A 14,409-nucleotide genomic window follows, 5' to 3' on the forward strand; every position below is an offset into this window, starting at 1 on the left:
GATCAGGTCCCAGTCGATGACGTTCTTCCCGGCCTCGCCGAAAGCGCATGGATGTGCACGTACTCGGTCTGCTTGGACGGTCGGTGGAAGGTCAGGCCCTTCCAGTTCCTGATCCTGGGCATCAGGTCGAAGCCCAGCAGGTGGGCGCGGGTGAAGACAGGCAGCGACTGGCCCTGCGTATCCGCGTGCACGGTGGTGGGCTTGACCTCGGAGGCGTTCTTGAGCAGGCCCTCGATGATGTAGACGGCCTCCCATACCCCACACGGAATGAAATGAGTGAAAAGCGCAATATAGGTGTCTGAGATGTGGTGGTACGCGTTGCCGCCCGGCTTCCCGTACCGGACGGACGTCTCGACGAGCAGGTTGTCGAGGTAGGTGTCCATGTGCGTGCCTTCGGCGGCCACGGCGGTCCCGTCGCCCCACGCCTGCGAGATGTCCGGGCGCGCGTGCGCGTTGACCAGGTCGGCAATCGCCTCGTTCAGCAGCACGAGGGAGAAGTGCCGGTTCGCCACGTACGCCAGCTCGTGCCCGCTCACGCCGGGGATGTGGCGGGCGGCCTCGTACGGGCCCATGTTGGTGCCCTTCACGAAGGTGGTCAGCACGTACCGGCCGAACGGGTCGGCAAGTTTCGGGTCGTTGCCTGATGGCGGGCCGAAGCGGCGCCACCACTCCACCCAGTACGCGGTTCGCGCGCAGATCCCGATCAGCGTGCGCTCCGGCATCCGCGCCTTGATCTCCTGCTCCAGCCGCTTTGCCGAGGGGCGTTGCCCCTCGGATCGGTGCTGCCTGAGCGAGGGGAGGATGCCGGTGGCGGGGTCGATGACCAGGCTCTCGTTGTCCGGGTATCCGGCGTCGGCCGCCGCGGCGACGGCCCGCAGCCGGTCCTCCAGCTGACGGCGGAAGGACGCGGCGTCGAAGGCGGCGGCCTCGTCCTCGGTCTCGGCCAGCCCGATCTCGACCAGGTAGGCGGGCAGCTTCTCCTCGACGGCCTCCCATGCGAGCAGCTGCTTGGACCAGTCGCCGTACTCCTCGGAGCCGGCCACCGCCACGTCCCCGGTGCGCAGTTCCTCGGCGAGGTAGGTGAACACCATCGCCTCGAAGTGCCGGCGCACGAACTGCCCCGGCCGTGTCCGGTCGGCCACCGCCTTCTGCCAGTTCTGCGTGGCGAAGGAGATGTCGACAACCCGGCCGTCCTCACCGACGGCGCTGATGTACTCGCCGCGAGCCGCCTGGCCGGCGGGCGTGCGCGAGCGCGTCCAGTACCGTCCGGTCCTCCGACGTCGCGGCGAACTCCAGCTTCCCGGCCAGGTCGAACATCAGCGCCCGGTCCCGGCCGATCTGCCCGTACAGCAGCACTTCCCAGAAGTTGCCGTGGTGGGCGGAGACCTATCTCGATCTGCTCGTACTGCTGGGCAAAGCCGCCGAACCCCTCCACGGCCCTGGTCACCGTGGCACCGCTGGGGAGACCTTCCCCTCCAGCCGCCGGGCGACCTTCTCCGCCAGCGCCTGTTCGTCCAGGCCCTGAAGGCCCCCGCCGCTTCGGCGGTCATCGCGACGGCCTTCGCCAGCGCCTCCTGCGCCGGGCCGCCTCGTCCAGGTGCTTGAGCACCGTGCGGTAGTTGCCGATCAGCGCCTCGGTCATCTCCCGCTCGGCGAGCCGGAGCGCCTCCAGCTCCTCCTTCGCCTTCCTCGTCTTCGCCCCGACCCGCTTGCAGAACATCAGCGCCAGCTCATCCCGCACCCGCATCCGGGCCTTGTGCGCCAGGCACGCCACCAGCGCGACCCGCTTCACCCGACACGTACGCCTTCAGCTCGGCCGCGTCCGCCGCGTCCGCCTCCCAGCGAAGTCCGTAACCTTCCGCGGTGCGACCCCGTCCGTCCACGCCCCGGTGTCACCCAGGGCATCCAGCCATTCCAGCTGCGCGATCAGCCGCTTGAAGTGTGACCAGGTCGGGCTCTGTGCGAACTTCTTCAGCCGGTTGTACTGCGTGGTGCCGTCCTCGTGGCGCTCCTCCAGCAACCGCAGCAGCCCCGCCCGCTCCAGCGCGCTCATGCGGTCGTGGATGCCCGCGCAGATCGACGCGTTCACCTTCTTGCGGACGGTCGAAGCCATCGCGTCCAGGGTGGAGAACGCCGGCAGCTCCAGTCCGGCCCCCACAACCTTCTCCAGCGCGATGTTGATCAGATCCGCCGGGCGGTTCTTCGCGGCGGCCTCCTGCCGGATCGACGCCTCGGCGATCCTCCGCGCCTCGGCCTGGTCGTAGACCACACCGACCCGCTGCCGTACCAGGCCCCCGGTGGTTCTTCGCGGTCTTCACCGCCCGGTACAGCGGCAGCGTGCCCTCCGGCAGCTCCACCGCCCGCCGAACGAAGTCCACCACCATCTCCGGGACGTCCTCCAGCCTCGGGAAACACCCCATCCGCTGGTAGGACTTCAGCATCAGCAGCAGGGCCAGCAGATGCCCGTCGCAGTCCGTGGCCTCCGACGCCCACGCGACCTCATCGCGTGTCGGCGAGAAGAACAGATGCAACTCACGCGCGGTGATCAGCCGCTTGAACCGCGGGTACGCGGTCCGCTCGATCGAGGTCACAATCCCGCCCCGGCCCCAGACGACAAGCCCAACATCACATCAACGAAGCCGAGGCGAACGGGTGACGGGCCGGACGCTCAGGGCTCCAAGATCATCCCGTGGCCCCTTTTGGGCTTACCTCGGCGATCCCTCTTCATGGAACGGTTCGTCACGGAGGCAGGGCGGGGCAGGGGACACGAGGTCTGACACACCGACGAGCAGGGTGTCGGAGGTTCACGGCAGGCTGTTTCAGGCGATCGGCCGACTCAGGGCCGCTGCCGTGGCGGGCGCCGGGCGGGACCGCCCTCCTGCGGGCGGCCGACCTGCTTGACGGTGCGTGTCGCCGGTGCGGTCTCCACCGACCGGATGCCCGGGAGCTGTGCCACCGGGCCGGTCAGGTAGGCGTAGAGCGCCTTGGTGTCGCGGCACTGCACACTGGCGTACAGGTTGGCCGGGCCGGTCGTCGCGGCGGCGAAACTCACTTCCGGATGGGCGGCCAGTGCCTCCCCGGCAGCGGACAGCGCGCCCGGTTCCACCGTCAGCCACAACGAGGCCAGCGACCGCAGACCAAGCATCGCGGCATCGAAGTCGATGTCGAAGTACACCACCGAGGTACGGCGCAGTTCGGCGAGCCGACGTCGCACCGAGGTCTGCGACCAGCCCGTGACGGCTGCCAGGGCCCGGTAGCCGGCGCGGCCGTCCTCGGCCAGCGCGTCCAGCAGCGCCTGATCCTGGTCCGACAACACCGCGCGGTCGCGGTCCGGGGCCGTGGCGGGCGGCCGCAGCACGGCGCACTGCGCGGTGGTGAGCGGGCCGTGCTTGACCAGCGGGCTGACGGTGCCCCCGCAGAACGTGTACAGGACGCAGTGGGCACTGATGCCCGTCAGCCGGGGTGTGCGCGGTAGCTGGGCGAGGGCCGTGGAGGCCGGGCCGATCCGCAGCATGCTCAGGATCTCGGCGCCTCCGGACATCTCCAGCACCCAGGAGGTATCCGGTCGTCGGGCCAGAGAGCGCGACAGCGCTCCGGCCGCCTCCGGAGCACACTGCACGCGCACCAACCACACCTCTTGGCCGACCGCTTCGGGCCACGTCGTGCCCCGTACGTGCACCGCACCGCCCGCGCGCAGCGCGCGGTAGCGGCGGGCGACCGTCTGGTCCGACACTCCGAGGATCTCCGCGACGGCGCTGAATGCCACCCGCCCGTCGATCTGGAGCGCCTGCAGCAGCCCCCGGTCGATCTCGTCCAGCCCTACCCCACTCATCACGAACCGCCGTCCAAGAAATCTTCCGGGTTGGGCAGCTGTCCCGGAGCGTTGGGTTGCCAGTTGCTTGAACGGGGCTGTCGTCGGGTGGCCGCCCCGCTCATCGGAGTTCAAAGACGTGTGGCCACGCGGATCAGGTCAGCGACTGTGCGAAGGCGGCTGTGCGGCGGCCAGGCGATGACCGTCGTCACGGGCGGAGCGTCCAGGACCGGCACGGCGGCGAGGTCCTGGCGCAGGTCGCCGCCGGCCGACTCGGGAAGGACCACGGTGGTACGGCCGAGCGCGATCAGCTGGAAGACCTGTGTCAGGTTCCGTACCTCTGGGCCCGGCCCTTCCGGGTAGCTGCCGCCGGGACCGGGCCAGCGGGCTATCGGGAGCGTTGGCAGTGAGGCGACGTCGGCCATCCGGACCTGGGAGCGGCCGGCGAGCGGGTGTGAGGCCGGCAGGATCGCGACCTGTCCCTCGGTGTGCAGGGTTTCGGTGTCGAGCCCGGCTGCTGAGTCGAAGGGCAGGTGCAGTAGGGCCACGTCGGCCTGCCCGTCCTGCAGCAGCTGCTGGTGCTGGTGTGCCTCGCAGAGCAGCAGATCAACGGTGGCTGCGCCGGGTTCGGCGGCGTAGGCGTCGAGCAGTTTCGTCAGCAGCTCGCCTGCGGTGCCGGATTTGACGGCGAGGACGAGGCTGGGATGTGTAGTTGCGGCCCGTTGGGTACGCCGCTCAGCCGCGGTCACCGCGCTGAGGATCGCGCGCGCTTCGTCCAGCAGTACGGCCCCGGCCTCGGTGAGCGTGACCTTGCGGCTGGTGCGTTCCAGCAGCGCGATGCCGAGCCGCCGCTCAAGCCGGGAAATCGTGCGGGACAGCGGCGGCTGAGCTATCCCGAGGCGCTGGGCGGCCTTGCCGAAGTGCAGTTCCTCGGCGACGGCGACGAAGTACCTCAGCTCGCGTATCTCCATGAGCCCAGGCTAGTGACGGCAGCCGGCAGATCAATACCGTTCGGGTATCGCCGCACTACCGAGAGGGAGTTGGTGCCCGGCGGCGGCGCGGGCATGCTCGCTGTCATGAGCGAGAACACGAGCGAGAGCATGGTCGCGCTGGTCACTGGCGCGAACAAGGGGATCGGATATGCGATCGCGGCCGGTCTTGGCGCGCGGGGCTGGAGCGTCGGTGTCGGCGCCCGGGACGGGCAGCGCAGGGAGGACGCCGTGGCGAAGCTGCGCGCCGCTGGTGCCGATGCGTTCGGCGTACCCCTGGACGTCACCGACGACGGGAGCGTGAGCGCCGCGGTCCAACTGATCGAGGAGCGGGCGGGACGCCTCGACGTACTGGTCAACAACGCCGGCGTGGCCGGCGGCTGGCCGGACGAACCCACGACCGTCGACCTGGAGACCGTGCGGCGGCTGGTGGAGACCAACGTCATCGGCGTCATCAGGGTCACCAACGCGATGCTCCCGTTGCTGCACCGCTCCGAGCACCCGCGGATCGTCAACCAGTCCAGCCACGTCGGCTCCCTGACCCTGCAGACCACGCCCGGCGTCGACCTCGGAGGGATCAGCGGGGGCTACGCGCCGACCAAGACCTACCTCAACGCCCTCACCATCCAGTACGCCAAGGAGCTGAGCGGCACCGGCATCCTGATCAACAACGCCTGCCCCGGCTACGTGGCCACCGACCTCAACGGATTCAACGGGACCCACACCCCCGAGCAGGGCGCGGCGATCGCCATCCGTCTTGCGACCCTCCCGGACGACGGCCCGACCGGCCGGCAGTTCGACGACAACGGGGTCGTCCCCTGGTGAGCTGACCTTCGGATACCGAACGACAACGACCCGCCGCCTCAGCCCCCGCGCACGAGGGCGGGGGTCATGGTCCGTGTTCCTCGGCGACGGCGAGCGGGACGAGGGCGGTGTAGCAGGAGTACGGAGTCACTCACCGGCCGGCTCCCGCCGGCGGGGCAGGCAGCATCGCCTGCGGGATGGAGGGGATGCTGTGGGTCACGCGGGCAGCCTTCCGGATCTCGGCTGCGCCCGGGCGCCGGGTTCGTTGCGTTGATTCGGTCGACCGCCCGGGCACCGGGGTCGGCGTTGCGTCCGACCACGGTGACCGAGAACCCGGCGCCGGCCGGCTCAACGAACCGGCGCCCCCGGGGCAACGGGCGACCTGACCAACCGTGGACAAGCAGCGCGCTACCTTGCGGCTGGGGTCAGAGGTAGGACTCCGGGGCCGTCATCGACGGCCCCGGCGCGCAGGCACGAGAGCAGAACTGTGCTGGAAAGGGAACCTCGACGTAGGCGAACGGGAAGTCACCTCCGCAGCCAGTGCAGACCCCGGCCTTCTGCCGGATACGGCGGGTCTCCGCCGCGGCAACACGGTGCAGCCGCAGCTCCTCACGGGCCAGTGCGTGCCGCATGGCCAGGGCTGCCTCATCGTCGTATACCTCGTCGATCAGGTCAGGGTCCTCGAAGCACGCGTACGCGAAGGACCTGATCACCTGCTCGACTGCACCGGTAGCCACGGCCGCCTTGACGAGGAGGTCGGCCTCCGGTCCCGGCTTGAAGCTCACCGGGTCGTCACGGTCGAGGTCCTCGAAGAGGGCGTAGCCCCAGCACCTGGCCTGGTCGACCAGCTCGACGGGATCCGATTCCGCCAGGTGCCGCGCACAACGCACGATGGCCCCGTTGACCATCGGCAGCTTGCAGCGGGCAGTGCGGCACAGCTCCTCGATCCGGCCCTGCGTAAGCGTCAGCTCGAACCGGCGATGCCCAGTGCAGGCGACCACCACTTCATGCGGAGGGCTCACAGACTCCAGCGTCAGAGACGTCCCTCGGCCTTCCTGCGCGAGGGCGCCGGCCAGTTCCAGGACTGTGCCGAACGGCACCGCACACCCCAGCAGCCGAGACTCGAACCTTTCCGTCGGCAGGTCGTATTCGCCGTCCCACCAGCCAGCGGGCACCGATGAGCTGGTGATGCACTCAGCAAGCAGCTCCTGCAACAGGAATGTGCTGCCGACCCGGCCCTGGGCGACCGCCAGCTCGCGCGCGGCCTGGGTATAACGATGTCCCGTCAGCTCCACAGCCGCCCGGATCTCCTGCTTGCGCTTCTTGTCTCTCACGACGGTTCCCTCGCGCGACACGCCCACGCCCGTGCCAGAGCAAGGTCGTCATGATCAGATGAGAAGGCGCGCGAGTCGGTGACCCTTGTCCGCGAACCGCTGGCGTGGGTGCTCGACGGTCGGGAGTCTGGCAGGCGCGTGCTGCCGCAGGCAGCACAGTAGCCCGCCCATCGCCCCCACCACCATCTGACACCAGAGCATCACGCTCAGCTACTTGTCACTTGGTTCGCCGCTCGTTAAAGGCACCCCGACGGGTCAGTCACCCGGTCGGCCGGAGCTCCGTGCGGGGCCGGTGGAGCGGGGCGTTCCGCCGCACCGGAGACCTGCCAGGATTCAGTGCGACCAGATAGCTCTCCGTCTCACCTCGTCTCACACATTTCTCACAGACGAGAGCGCAAGGGAGCGGCGAGAACCTCTGACCTGGACATTCGTCGTTGCCACGGACCACGGCGGACCAGGTGGACATTGCATAGGCTGGGGGGATGGCCTACGAGATTCCCGTGACGCAAGCCCGAGCCGAGCTGGCGGACCTGATCAACCGCGTCGTCTACGGCGGCGAGCGGGTCGTCGTCACCCGCCACGGCAAACCGCTGGTCGCCCTGGTGTCCGCCGAGGACCTGCGGCGGCTGGAGGAGAGCCTGGCGGCGGAGGAGGAGACGGGGGACGACGCGGCGGCCGGCGAGGAGCATGTGATCGGCACGGTCTCCGCGACGGTGCTCGGCACGACGCCGCACGCCCCCGACGCGCCCCATCGCTTCGGCATCGCCGCCGAGCACCGCGCCCCCGGCGGCGGCATCGCCCCGGCGTGACCGGTGTGCCCGGCGTGATCGATGACGACCGGCGTGACCGGTGTGCCCCCGTCCGGCCCGGCCGGACGGGGGTCACGGCCATGACAACGCAAAGAGCCGGTCAGCACGGTTAACGCGTTGGAAAAGCTTGCGTCCTAATCTGCGGTCAGCGGCCATGGGGAGAAGTACCCCAGGTCAACACTGTGTTGAGGTGGGACGCATGCAACTGACCCCGCACGAGCAGGAACGGCTGCTCCTCCACGTGGCCGCCGACGTCGCCGAACGGCGCCGGGCCCGCGGGCTGCGCCTGAACCACCCCGAAGCGGTGGCCCTCATCACGGCGCACGTCCTGGAGGGCGCCCGGGACGGCCGCACCGTGGCCGAACTGATGGTGTCCGGCCGGTCGGTGCTCACCCGCGACGAGGTCATGGACGGCATCCCGGAGATGATCCGCGACGTCCAGGTCGAGGCCACCTTCCCGGACGGGACCAAGCTCGTCACCGTCCACGAACCCATCGCGTGACGGGGGGAGAAGGATGATTCCCGGAGAGATCCTGTACGCCGACGGGCCCGTACGGCTCAACGAGGGGCTGCGCCGCACCCGGCTGACCGTCCTCAACGCCGCCGACCGGCCGGTGCAGGTCGGCTCGCACTACCACTTCGCCGAGGCCAACCCCGGACTGGACTTCGACCGCGCCGCCGCGCACGGCATGCGGCTGGACATCCCGGCCGGGACGGCCGTGCGCTTCGAGCCCGGCATCCCCGTGGAGGTCGGCCTCGTCCCCCTCGCCGGCAAGCGGATCGTGGCGGGCCTGCGCGGCGAGTGCGGGGGACCCCTCGATGTCTGAACTCTCCCGCGCCGCCTACGCGGACCTCTACGGTCCGACCGCCGGCGACCGGGTCCGGCTCGCCGACACCGACCTTCTCGTCGAGATCGAGGAGGACCGCTGCGGCGGCCCCGGCCGGGCCGGGGACGAGGCGGTCTTCGGCGGCGGCAAGGTGATCCGCGAGTCGATGGGCCAGTCCCGCGTCACGCGCGCCGAGGGCGCCCCCGACACCGTGATCACGGGCGCGGTCGTCCTCGACCACTGGGGCGTCGTCAAGGCGGACATCGGCGTGCGCGACGGTCGGATCACCGGCATCGGCAAGGCCGGAAACCCCGACACCATGGACGGCGTCCACCCCGACCTGGTCATCGGGCCCGAGACCGAGATCATCGCCGGCAACGGGAAGATCCTCACCGCCGGCGCCATCGACGCCCACGTCCACTTCATCTGTCCGCAACTGGCCGACGAGGCCCTCGCCTCCGGCATCACCACCCTGCTGGGCGGCGGTACGGGCCCCGCCGAGGGCAGCAAGGCCACCACCATCACCCCCGGCTCCTGGCACCTCGCCCGGATGTTCGAGGCGATGGAGGACGTCCCCCTCAACATCGGGCTCCTCGGCAAGGGCAACACCGTCGCCCACGACGCGCTGCGCGCCCAGCTGCGGGCCGGCGCCGTCGGCTTCAAGATCCACGAGGACTGGGGGGCCACCCCGGCCGCCATCGACGCCTGCCTGACCGTCTGCGAGGAGAGCGGTGCCCAGCTCGCCCTCCACACCGACACCCTCAACGAGGCCGGCTTCGTCGGCGACACCCTCGCCGCGATAGCCGGGCGCTCGATCCACGCCTACCACACCGAGGGGGCCGGCGGCGGGCACGCGCCCGACATCATCACCGTCGTCTCCGAGGCCAACATCCTCCCCAGCTCCACCAACCCCACCCGCCCCCACACCGTCAACACCGTCGAGGAACACCTCGACATGCTGATGGTCTGCCACCACCTCAACCCGGCCGTGCCCGAGGACCTCGCCTTCGCCGAGTCCCGCATCCGCCCCTCGACCATCGCGGCCGAGGACGTCCTCCACGACCTCGGCGCGATCTCGATCATCTCCTCCGACTCCCAGGCCATGGGCCGCGTCGGCGAGGTCGTCCTGCGCACCTGGCAGACCGCCCACGTGATGAAGCGCCGCCGGGGCGCCCTGCCGGGCGACGGCCCGGCCGACAACGCCCGCGCCCGCCGCTACGTCGCCAAATACACCATCAACCCCGCCGTCGCCCAGGGCCTCGACCACGAGATCGGCTCCGTCGAGACCGGCAAGCTCGCCGACCTCGTCCTGTGGGACCCCGCCTTCTTCGGGGTACGGCCACAGCTCGTCCTCAAGGGCGGCCAGATCGCCTACGCGCAGATGGGCGACGCCAACGCCTCCATCCCCACCCCCCAGCCCGTCCTGCCCCGCCCCATGTTCGGCGCCCGCGGCCGCGCCCCCGCCGCCAACTCCCTCAACTTCGTCACCGGGTGGGCGCTGGACGACGGCCTGCCCGAACGACTCGGCCTGGGCAAGCGCTTCGTCCCCATCCGCGACACCCGCCGCGTCACCAAGGCGGACATGCGCCAGAACGACGCCCGCCCCCGGGTGGAGGTCGACCCGGACACCTTCACGGTCACCATCGAGGGCGAACCGGTGGAACCGCGCCCCGCCGTGGAACTCCCCATGGCCCAGCGGTACTTCCTCTTCTGACGGCCGACGATGAACACCCTGTCCGCCGCCCTCCTCGTCCTGGCCGACGGCCGCTTCCCCGCCGGGGGCCACGCCCACTCCGGCGGCGCCGAGGCGGCCGTCCGCGCCGGGCGGATCACGGACGGCGCCTCACTGGAGACGTTCTGCCGGGGACGGCTCCACACCGCCGGGCTGACCGCGGCGGGACTCGCCGCCGCCGCGGCCGCCGGGGCCGACCCGCTCGACCTCGACGCCGCCGCCGACGCCCGCACCCCCTCACCCGCCCTCCGCGCCGCCGCGCGCCGGCTCGGCCGCCAGCTGACCCGCGCCGCGCGGGCCGTCTGGCCCTCACCCGAACTCGACGCCCTCACGGCGGCCCTGCCGCGCGGCGCCCACCAGCCCGTCGTCCTCGGCCTGGTCGCACGGACCGCCGGGCTCGACCCGCTCGCCGCCGCGTACGCCGCCGCGTACGAGGCGGTGAGCGGACCGGCGACGGCGGTGGTGCGGCTGCTCGGGCTCGACCCGTTCGAGGCGACGGCGGTGCTGGTGCGGCTGGGGCCGGAGGTGGACGACGTCGCCGCGCGCGCGGCGGAGGCGGCGGGGCGGGCGCTTGTCCAGGGGCCTGACTCCCTGCCGGCGCCGGCGGCGCCGCTGCTCGACATCACGGCGGAGCTGCATGCGGCGTGGCCGGTGCGGCTGTTCGCCACCTAGCCGTTGCCTTCCGGGGGCTCCGCCCCCGAACCCCCGCTCCTCAAACGCCGGAGAGGCTGACTTCTCGGAGGAACCGTGCACTTGGACCACCCCACCACCTACCCCCACCGCCACACCTACACCCCCGCCACCCCCACCCGCCCCGACGGATCCCGCCGTGCCCTCCGTATCGGCCTCGGTGGGCCCGTCGGGTCCGGGAAGACGGCTACGGTGGCCGCGTTGTGCCGGTCGCTGCGGGACGAGTTGTCGCTCGCCGTCGTCACCAACGACATCTATACGCGCGAGGACGCCGAGTTCCTGCTGCGCGAGGCCGTGCTGCCGCCCGAGCGCATCACCGCCGTCGAGACCGGTGCCTGCCCGCACACCGCCATCCGGGACGACATCTCCGCCAACCTCGAGGCCGTCGAGGACCTGGAGGACGCGGTGGGTCCGCTGGACCTCGTCCTCGTCGAGTCCGGCGGGGACAATCTCACCGCCACCTTCTCCAGGGGCCTCGTCGACGCGCAGATCTTCGTCATCGACGTCGCCGGGGGAGACGACATCCCGCGCAAGGGCGGGCCCGGCGTCACCACCGCCGACCTCCTGGTCGTCAACAAGACCGACCTCGCCCCCTACGTCGGCGCCGACCTGGCCGGCATGGCCCGGGACGCCCGGGCCCAGCGGGGCGAGCTGCCCGTGGTCTTCACGGCGCTGACCGCCGAGGACGGCGTCGCACCGGTGCGCGCCTGGGTGCGCGAACGGCTCGCCGCCTGGGTGGCGGCGTGACGATCACCGATGCGGCGCCGGTCGCCGGGGTGCGGGCCGCCGCCCGCCTCGTCGCCGTGCCCGACGGCAGGGGCGGCACCGCCCTGCCCGTGCTGGAGGGCGCGGGCCCCTTCGCGCTGCGGCGGTTGCGCCCGGACGGGCCCGTGGCCCGGGTGGCGCTCGTGGGCGCGATGAGCGCGCCGCTCGGCGGGGACCGGCTCGCCCTGAGCGCGGACGTCCGGCAGGGGGCCGCGCTGTGCTTCACCACCACGGCGGCCACGATCGCCCTGCCCGGCCGTACGGGCGCCCCGGCGACGTACGACACCGTGCTGACCGGCGGCGAGGGCGCCGTGCTGCGCTGGCTGCCCGAGCCGCTGATCTCGGCCCGGGGCAGCGACCTGCGCCAGCGGACCCGTGTCGAGCTCGCCTCCACCGCCTGCCTGGTGCTGCGAGAGGAGCAGGTGCTCGGGCGGTCCGGCGAGCCGCCCGGCCGGCTGACGGCCCGGCTGACGGTGCGGCGGGCGGGCCGTTCGCTGCTGGACCAGGAGCTGGCGTACGGGCCGGGGGCCCCGGGCGGCTGGGACGGCGGGGCCGTGCTCGGCGGCCACCGGGCCGTGGGCCAACTCCTCGTCGTGCACCCCGCCTTCGAGCGTAGCCCCGTGGCACCCCGGGTCCTGGGGTCGGCCGCCGTGCTGGCGCCGCTGGCCGGTCCGGGGGTGCTGGTGAGCGCGCTCGCGCCGGACGCGCTGGAGCTGCGCAGGGTGCTGGATTCGGTACTAACTCAAATGAATGCCGTAATCCGGGCGTTCTGAGGGGAGTTGGGGCGAACGCCGCGACATGTTGCGTTCCATGTTTCGTCGTGTTTACGGATGAGTAAAGAACGCCCCTGAGGGCTGTCCTTTGTGGCAGGGGAGGCGAAAGGATTCCCCCCTGCAGACCGCGTGATCTTCGCCGTTTCCGGCGACACACCAAGCAGGGGGATTCCACGTGAGACCACACGCGATATTCGGGGCTGCCGGCACGGCCATGGCCGGCGCCCTCGTCGCGGGCTTCCTGGCGGCTCCGTCCGCCGGGGCGGCGGAGGCCGTTCCGGGCGGCGCCGCCGAGGCCAAGGGCGTGAAGATAGCCGCAGAGCGGGCGGCCAAGTCCGGCGTCAAGTGGCAGGACTGTCCGGCCGACTGGGGCCTGGAGAAGCCGATCCAGTGCGGCTTCGTGACGGTTCCCGTCGACTACGCCAAGCCCAACGGCCGCACGATCAAGATCGCGGTGGACCGTGCCAAGTCCACCGGCACCGCCGCCGAGCGCCAGGGCTCGCTGGTCTACAACCCGGGCGGCCCGGGCGGTTCCGGCATGCGCTTCCCGAAGCGGATCACCGCCAAGAGCCCGCTGTGGGCCAAGACCGCCAAGGCCTACGACTTCGTCGGCTTCGACCCGCGCGGCGTCGGCCACTCGGCCCCGATCTCCTGCATCGACCCCCAGGCGTTCGTGAAGGCCCCCAAGGCCGACCCGGTGCCCGGCAGCGAGGCCGACAAGCGCGCCCAGCGCAAGCTGGCCAAGGAGTACGCCGACGGCTGCGCCGAGCGCAGCGGCGACCTCCTGCCGTACCTCACCACGGCGAACACCGCCCGTGACGTCGACGTCGTCCGTGCCGCCCTCGGTGACAAGAAGCTGAACTACCTCGGCGTCTCCTACGGCACCTACCTGGGCGCCGTCTACGGCACGCTCTTCCCGAACCACGTCCGCCGCCTGGTCGTCGACAGCGTCGTCAACCCGGCCCAGGACAACATCTGGTACAAGGCCAACCTCGAGCAGGACGTCGCCTTCGAGGGCCGCTTCAAGGACTGGGAGAGCTGGGTCGCCAAGTACGACTCCGTCTTCCACATCGGCGACAGCCGTGACAAGGTCCAGAAGGAGTGGGAGAAGCTCCGCGCCGCCGCCAAGAAGCAGCCGATCGGCGGCGTCGTCGGCCCGGCCGAGCTGATCAACTTCTTCCAGGGTGCCGCGTACTACGACTCCTCCTGGGTCCCGGTCGCCGAGACCTGGAAGAAGTACCGCGCGGGCGACACCAAGGCGCTCGTCGAGGCCGCCGGCCCGAACCTGGCCGACAAGGCGGGCAACATCGCCTCGGAGAACAGCAACGCCGTCTACACCGCGGTGGAGTGCGCCGACGCCAAGTGGCCCACCAGCTGGGCCAAGTGGGACCGCGACAACACCCGCATCCACCGTCAGGCCCCCTTCATGACCTGGGCCAACGCCTGGATGAACCTCCCCTGCGCCACCTGGAAGGCCCCGCAGGGGACGCCGATCGAGGTCGCCACGCACAAGGGCCTGCCCAAGACCCTCATCGTGCAGTCCGACCGTGACGCCGCCACCCCGTTCGTGGGCGCGGTCGAGCTCCACAAGCGCTTCCGCGGCTCGCAGCTGATCATCGAGAAGGGCGCCGGTTCGCACGGTGTCACGGGTCTGACCAACCCGTGCATCAACGACCGCGTCGACAGCTACCTGCTCACCGGCAAGACCGACGGCAAGGACGTGACGTGCGCCCCGCACGCCACCCCGGTGCCGTCGACCAAGTAGGACCCGCCGCTCCCGGCACACGGGAGCACGGCCCGGGGGGGGGGGGGGGGGGGGGGGGGGGGGGGGGGGGGGGGGGGGTCGGGAGTGGGGGGGGTCTTCCCACCCTCAAA

The 14,409-nt window shown here is 71.3% G+C and carries 16 protein-coding genes and 1 pseudogene; 9 read left to right on the top strand and 8 right to left on the bottom strand.

Annotated features, from left to right (window positions below; genetic code table 11):
* Nucleotides 1-2: 2 nt before the first annotated feature.
* From AC07BS_RS15150 to AC07BS_RS15180, 7 genes and pseudogenes are all read right to left on the bottom strand, one after another.
* Nucleotides 3-1,142, bottom strand: a complete 1,140-nt coding sequence (locus tag AC07BS_RS15150) for a Tn3 family transposase (protein WP_478932465.1) — start codon at nt 1,140-1,142, stop codon at nt 3-5.
* Nucleotides 1,143-1,194: 52 nt separating this feature from the next.
* Nucleotides 1,195-1,356 (bottom strand): hypothetical protein, encoded by a 162-nt coding sequence (locus tag AC07BS_RS15155; protein ID WP_478932467.1) that lies wholly within the window; start codon nt 1,354-1,356, stop codon nt 1,195-1,197.
* 190 nt (nt 1,357-1,546) lie between these two features.
* Nucleotides 1,547-1,792 (bottom strand): hypothetical protein, encoded by a 246-nt coding sequence (locus AC07BS_RS15160; protein ID WP_478932469.1) that lies wholly within the window; start codon nt 1,790-1,792, stop codon nt 1,547-1,549.
* Between the two features lie 15 nt (nt 1,793-1,807).
* Nucleotides 1,808-2,269, bottom strand: coding sequence for a hypothetical protein (locus AC07BS_RS15165; protein ID WP_478932542.1), 462 nt, complete (start codon nt 2,267-2,269; stop codon nt 1,808-1,810).
* 40 nt (nt 2,270-2,309) lie between these two features.
* Nucleotides 2,310-2,591: pseudogene (locus AC07BS_RS15170) on the bottom strand (DUF4158 domain-containing protein); the annotation flags it as partial.
* Between the two features lie 245 nt (nt 2,592-2,836).
* Nucleotides 2,837-3,832 (bottom strand): Lrp/AsnC family transcriptional regulator, encoded by a 996-nt coding sequence (locus tag AC07BS_RS15175; RefSeq protein ID WP_478932471.1) that lies wholly within the window; start codon nt 3,830-3,832, stop codon nt 2,837-2,839.
* A gap of 110 nt (nt 3,833-3,942) precedes the next feature.
* Nucleotides 3,943-4,782: a LysR family transcriptional regulator gene (locus AC07BS_RS15180; RefSeq protein WP_478932473.1), complete on the bottom strand. Its 840-nt coding sequence runs from the start codon at nt 4,780-4,782 to the stop codon at nt 3,943-3,945.
* Nucleotides 4,783-4,875: 93 nt separating this feature from the next.
* Between AC07BS_RS15180 and AC07BS_RS15185 the strand changes: the two genes are divergently transcribed.
* Nucleotides 4,876-5,625 carry an SDR family oxidoreductase gene (locus AC07BS_RS15185; RefSeq protein WP_478932474.1) on the top strand — a complete coding sequence of 250 codons (750 nt, stop codon included), beginning with the start codon at nt 4,876-4,878 and terminating at the stop codon, nt 5,623-5,625.
* Nucleotides 5,626-6,029: 404 nt separating this feature from the next.
* Here AC07BS_RS15185 and AC07BS_RS15190 read toward each other — a convergent pair whose 3' ends face one another.
* Nucleotides 6,030-6,938 (bottom strand): hypothetical protein, encoded by a 909-nt coding sequence (locus tag AC07BS_RS15190; protein ID WP_478932476.1) that lies wholly within the window; start codon nt 6,936-6,938, stop codon nt 6,030-6,032.
* A 482-nt stretch (nt 6,939-7,420) separates the two neighbouring features.
* On the opposite strand from AC07BS_RS15190, the gene AC07BS_RS15195 reads away from it, so the two are divergent.
* The 8 genes from AC07BS_RS15195 (at nt 7,421) to AC07BS_RS15230 (ending at nt 14,299) form a co-directional block, all read left to right on the top strand.
* Complete coding sequence (locus AC07BS_RS15195; RefSeq protein WP_478932478.1) at nt 7,421-7,747, top strand: type II toxin-antitoxin system Phd/YefM family antitoxin; 327 nt, start codon at nt 7,421-7,423, stop codon at nt 7,745-7,747.
* A 199-nt stretch (nt 7,748-7,946) separates the two neighbouring features.
* Nucleotides 7,947-8,249, top strand: coding sequence for an urease subunit gamma (locus AC07BS_RS15200; protein WP_478639478.1), 303 nt, complete (start codon nt 7,947-7,949; stop codon nt 8,247-8,249).
* 13 nt (nt 8,250-8,262) lie between these two features.
* On the top strand, nt 8,263-8,574 hold the full coding sequence (locus AC07BS_RS15205) for an urease subunit beta (protein WP_478639476.1): 312 nt from the start codon (nt 8,263-8,265) through the stop codon (nt 8,572-8,574).
* Nucleotides 8,567-10,288: an urease subunit alpha gene (locus tag AC07BS_RS15210; protein WP_478932481.1), complete on the top strand. Its 1,722-nt coding sequence runs from the start codon at nt 8,567-8,569 to the stop codon at nt 10,286-10,288. The genes AC07BS_RS15205 and AC07BS_RS15210 overlap by 8 nt, the downstream gene beginning before the upstream one ends.
* A 9-nt stretch (nt 10,289-10,297) precedes the next feature.
* Nucleotides 10,298-10,978 (top strand): urease accessory protein UreF, encoded by a 681-nt coding sequence (locus AC07BS_RS15215; RefSeq protein ID WP_478932483.1) that lies wholly within the window; start codon nt 10,298-10,300, stop codon nt 10,976-10,978.
* Between the two features lie 75 nt (nt 10,979-11,053).
* Nucleotides 11,054-11,743, top strand: coding sequence for an urease accessory protein UreG (gene ureG, locus AC07BS_RS15220; RefSeq protein ID WP_478639468.1), 690 nt, complete (start codon nt 11,054-11,056; stop codon nt 11,741-11,743).
* Between the two features lie 2 nt (nt 11,744-11,745).
* Entirely contained in the window at nt 11,746-12,534 is a 789-nt protein-coding gene (locus tag AC07BS_RS15225; protein WP_478932539.1) for an urease accessory protein UreD, read from the top strand.
* A gap of 214 nt (nt 12,535-12,748) precedes the next feature.
* Entirely contained in the window at nt 12,749-14,299 is a 1,551-nt protein-coding gene (locus AC07BS_RS15230; protein ID WP_478641049.1) for an alpha/beta hydrolase, read from the top strand.
* Nucleotides 14,300-14,409 lie beyond the last annotated feature (110 nt).

Source organism: Streptomyces sp. NPDC044063, assembly GCF_056434285.1.

Excerpts from the sequence above, each read along its gene's own strand:
- AC07BS_RS15175 (WP_478932471.1), bottom strand. The coding sequence starts at position 3,832 with ATGAGTGGGGTAGGGCTGGACGAGATCGACCGGGGGCTGCTGCAGGCG.
- AC07BS_RS15180 (WP_478932473.1), bottom strand. The coding sequence starts at position 4,782 with ATGGAGATACGCGAGCTGAGGTACTTCGTCGCCGTCGCCGAGGAACTG.
- AC07BS_RS15185 (WP_478932474.1), top strand. The coding sequence starts at position 4,876 with ATGCTCGCTGTCATGAGCGAGAACACGAGCGAGAGCATGGTCGCGCTG.
- AC07BS_RS15195 (WP_478932478.1), top strand. The coding sequence starts at position 7,421 with ATGGCCTACGAGATTCCCGTGACGCAAGCCCGAGCCGAGCTGGCGGAC.
- AC07BS_RS15200 (WP_478639478.1), top strand. The coding sequence starts at position 7,947 with ATGCAACTGACCCCGCACGAGCAGGAACGGCTGCTCCTCCACGTGGCC.
- AC07BS_RS15205 (WP_478639476.1), top strand. The coding sequence starts at position 8,263 with ATGATTCCCGGAGAGATCCTGTACGCCGACGGGCCCGTACGGCTCAAC.
- AC07BS_RS15210 (WP_478932481.1), top strand. The coding sequence starts at position 8,567 with ATGTCTGAACTCTCCCGCGCCGCCTACGCGGACCTCTACGGTCCGACC.
- AC07BS_RS15215 (WP_478932483.1), top strand. The coding sequence starts at position 10,298 with ATGAACACCCTGTCCGCCGCCCTCCTCGTCCTGGCCGACGGCCGCTTC.
- AC07BS_RS15230 (WP_478641049.1), top strand. The coding sequence starts at position 12,749 with ATGGCCGGCGCCCTCGTCGCGGGCTTCCTGGCGGCTCCGTCCGCCGGG.